3 protein-coding genes are annotated in these 3,462 nt (G+C 74.0%); all 3 read right to left on the bottom strand.

The annotated features are described in order from the left end of the window. The coding region (locus tag QM582_RS01585) for a glycosyltransferase (protein ID WP_415081149.1) at positions 1-1,188 on the bottom strand (1,188 nt) is incomplete at its 3' end. Between the two features lie 16 nt (positions 1,189-1,204). Then, positions 1,205-2,488 (bottom strand): M50 family metallopeptidase, encoded by a 1,284-nt coding sequence (locus tag QM582_RS01590; protein WP_415081151.1) that lies wholly within the window; start codon positions 2,486-2,488, stop codon positions 1,205-1,207. Further along, a partial coding sequence (locus QM582_RS01595; RefSeq protein WP_415081153.1) for a 1-deoxy-D-xylulose-5-phosphate reductoisomerase occupies positions 2,485-3,462 on the bottom strand: 978 nt, incomplete at its 5' end. The genes QM582_RS01595 and QM582_RS01590, both read right to left, overlap by 4 nt.

The raw sequence follows: 3,462 nt of genomic DNA on the forward strand, positions 1-3,462 counted from the left end.
AAACGCCCGGGCGCGGTGGTCCGGGCCGGCGACGGCGGCGATCAGGGCGGCCAGCCGGGCGGCGGTGAGCCGGTGCAGCGGCACCGGGTCGGGACCCACGCCGAGGGCGGCCAGCCGGCGTCCGTGGTAGTGCTGGTCGAAGAGCGCCGGGACGCACCCCGACGGCACCCCGGCCCGCAGCCCGGCGGCGGTGGTGCCGGCTCCGCCGTGATGCACCACGCCGGCCGACAGCGGGAACAGCGCGTCGTGCGGCAGGTCGCCGGCGGCGAACAACCACGGGTCGACCACCCCGGACGGACCGCCCGGCACGGCGGGCGCCACGACCCGGCGTCCGGCCAGCCGGGCCGCCGCACCGACCAGTTCCAGCCAGGCCGCGCCACCCGCGTCGTTCAGACTGCCCAGCCCCACGGACACCGGCGGCTCGCCGGCGTCCAGGAAGGTCCGCAACGGTTCGGGCGGCGTCCACCCGGACGGGGCGCCGGGCCGGATCGCGCCGGTCTGGACGCAGGTCGCCGGCCAGTCCGGCGCCGGCGGGATCAGCACCGGGTCCGCGGCCAGCCAGATCGGGTGCCGGTCGGCGGACGCGGCCAGCGCGGCGGCGCTGTGCCGGGGCAGCCCGGCCCGGCTGCGGAAGGCGCGTCCGGTGTTGCGGGACAGGCCCTGCACGGTGTGCCAGTACCAGTCCACGAACCGCTGCCGGGCCGCGCGCGGACCGCACAGCCGGTCGCCCTCCAACTGGCTGGCCGGCTCCAGGGTCGGCAGGATCGCAGTGTGCAGCACGGTGGCCATCCGGCAGCCGCGGTCCTCGACCAGGGCCAGCGCGGCGTCCCGGGAGGCCACCCCGGTGACCACCGCCGAACCGGCCGGCACCTCGTCCAGCGCGGACGCCAGCGGCGCCGCCAGCCCGGCCAGCCAACGCCCCAGCAGCACCGGCTGGACCAGCGCCGTCCGGTGCGCCAGCCGGCCCAGCCAGCCCGAACCCAGCCTGGCCACCTCGTCCATCGCCGGCCCGATACCCCGGAAGCGGGCGCCGTGGCAGCGGACCAGGCCGGCGTACTCGTCGATCGCGACCACCGTCGCGGGGTGTCCGGCGGCCGCCGCCGCACCGGCCAGCACCGCCATCGGTTCGACGTCGCCGCGGGAGCCGATCGCCAGGAAGGTGACCGGCCGCCTCCCCGCGTCCGGCATCAGAACGCGTCCGGCATCAGAACAACTGCATCGGGCTGATGATGTCGGCCACGATCAGCGCCGCTCCGCTGATCAGCAGGAAGGCGCCCACCCCGTAGGCGATCGGCAGCAGCCTGGCCGTGTCGAAGGGGCCCGGATCGGCCCGGCCGGACAGCCGGGCGGCGGCGCGGCGGAGCGCCTCCCACAGCGCGCCGGCGATGTGCCCGCCGTCCAGCGGCGGCAGCGGGACGAAGTTGAACAGCGCCAGGAAGAGGTTCACCGAGGCCAGCAGCGAGCCGAACAGCACCACCTTGTCGGTGACGTCGATGCCGTCGCTGGCCACCACCTCGCCGGCCGCCCGGCTGGCGCCCAGGATGCTCAGCGGCCCGTAGATGTCCCGCGGCTTGCCCTGCACCAGGTCGGCGACCACGTTGTAGACCTTGACCGGGAACTGCCCGATGGCGACCAGGCCCTGCCGGGTCATCATCCACATCTGCTGGACGACCTCGACCGGGCCGCCCTTGACCAGCACCGAGGTGGGGGTGATGCCGAACCAGCCGGCCGGGATCCGCTTGCTCGGGTCGAGTTCGTCGGCCACCCCGCTGACGACGGTGTTGACGGTGGCCAGCGGGACCCGGACGCCGTCGCGTTCCACCACGATCCGGGCCTGGCCGTCGAGGTTGGCCCGGATCAGCTCCACCAGCTGCGGGTAGCTGTCGATCGCCACGCCGTTGAACTCGACCACCCGGTCACCGGCCCGGATGCCCGATTTGGCGGCCGGGGTGTCCGGCACCAGACACTGCGTGGTGGGCTGGTTCTCCCGGACGATGCAGGGCTGGATCTCGGCCACCACCGGCTGCGGCTGCCAACTGCCGTGCAGGCCGAGGATCGACCAGAACAGCACGAAGGCGATCAGCACGTTCATCGCCGGGCCACCGGCCATCACGATCAGCTTCTGCCAGGTCTTCTTCTGGTAGAACAGCCGGCCGTCGGCGACGTCGTCGGGGGTGATCTCGGACCATTCGTAGGAGCGCGCGGTGTCGGCGAAGCGGGCCAGCCGGCTGTCCCGGCGGCGGCCGTCGGCCGGCGGATACATGCCCATCAGCCGGACGTAGCCGCCCAGCGGGAACCATTTCACGCCGTACTCGGTCTCGCCCCGGGTCGTCGACCAGATGGTCGGCCCGAAGCCGACGAAGTACTTCGGGACCCGGATGCCGAACAGCTTCGCCGGCACCATGTGGCCGAGCTCGTGCAACGCGATGGAGGCCATGATGCAGCCGAAGAAGACCACCGCGAAGACGATGGTGAGCAGGGTGTTCATGCTCCTCCCGGTTCCGTTCCGGCGGCGATCAGGGCGGCGGCGCGGGCCCGGCCCCAGGCGTCCGCGGCCAGCACCCGTTCGACGCTGAGGGCGCCGTCGGACGGCTGGGCCAGGTGTTCCTCGACCACGGCCGCGACGGTGTCGACGATGTCCAGGAAGCCGATCCGGCGCTCGCAGAAGGCGTCCACGCAGACCTCGTTGGCGGCGTTGTAGACCGCAGGCGCGGTGCCGCCGGCGTGGCCGCAGCGGCGGGCCAGCTCGACGGCCGGGAAGGCGTCGGCGTCCAGCGGCTCGAAGTGCCAGTCGATCGCCGCGCCCCAGTCGAAGGCCCGGGCGGCGCCGGGCAGCCGGTCGGGCCAGTTCAGCGCCAGCGCGATCGGCAGCTTCATGTCGGGCGGCGAGCATTGGGCGATGGTGGAGCCGTCGCAGTACTCGACCATCGAATGCACGTCGGAGGTGGGGTGCACGACGACCTGGATGGCGTCCAGGTCGATGCCGTACAGCAGGCCGGCCTCGAGCAGTTCCAGGCCCTTGTTGATCAGGGTGGCGGAGTTGATGGTGATGATCCGGCCCATCTCCCAGGTCGGGTGGGCCAGCGCCTGCTCGGGGGTGACCTCGGTCAGCTCGGCCCGGCTGCGGCCCCGGAACGGGCCGCCGGACGCGGTCAGGATCAGCCGGCTGACCTCCTCGGCGCGGCCGGCCCGGAGCGCCTGGGCGAAGGCGGAATGCTCGGAGTCGACGGCGATGATCTGGCCCGGCGCGGCCGCCGCGGTGACCAGTTCGCCGCCGATCACCAGCGACTCCTTGTTGGCCAGCGCCAGGGTGTTGCCGGCGGCCAGCGCGGCCAGGGTGGGCTCCAGCCCGGCGGCGCCGGTGATCGCGTTCAGCACCACGTCGCAGGGCAGCGCGGCCAGCCGCTGGGAGGCGTCCGGGCCGGCCCAGACCGCGGTCGCCGGCGGCAGCCGGCCGTCCAG

This window comes from Micropruina sp., from assembly GCF_047607385.1.
Lineage (GTDB): Bacteria > Actinomycetota > Actinomycetes > Propionibacteriales > Propionibacteriaceae > Micropruina.

Bases quoted from the DNA above. Each gene is read 5' to 3' on its own strand.
- QM582_RS01590 (WP_415081151.1), bottom strand. From the start codon at position 2,488: ATGAACACCCTGCTCACCATCGTCTTCGCGGTGGTCTTCTTCGGCTGC.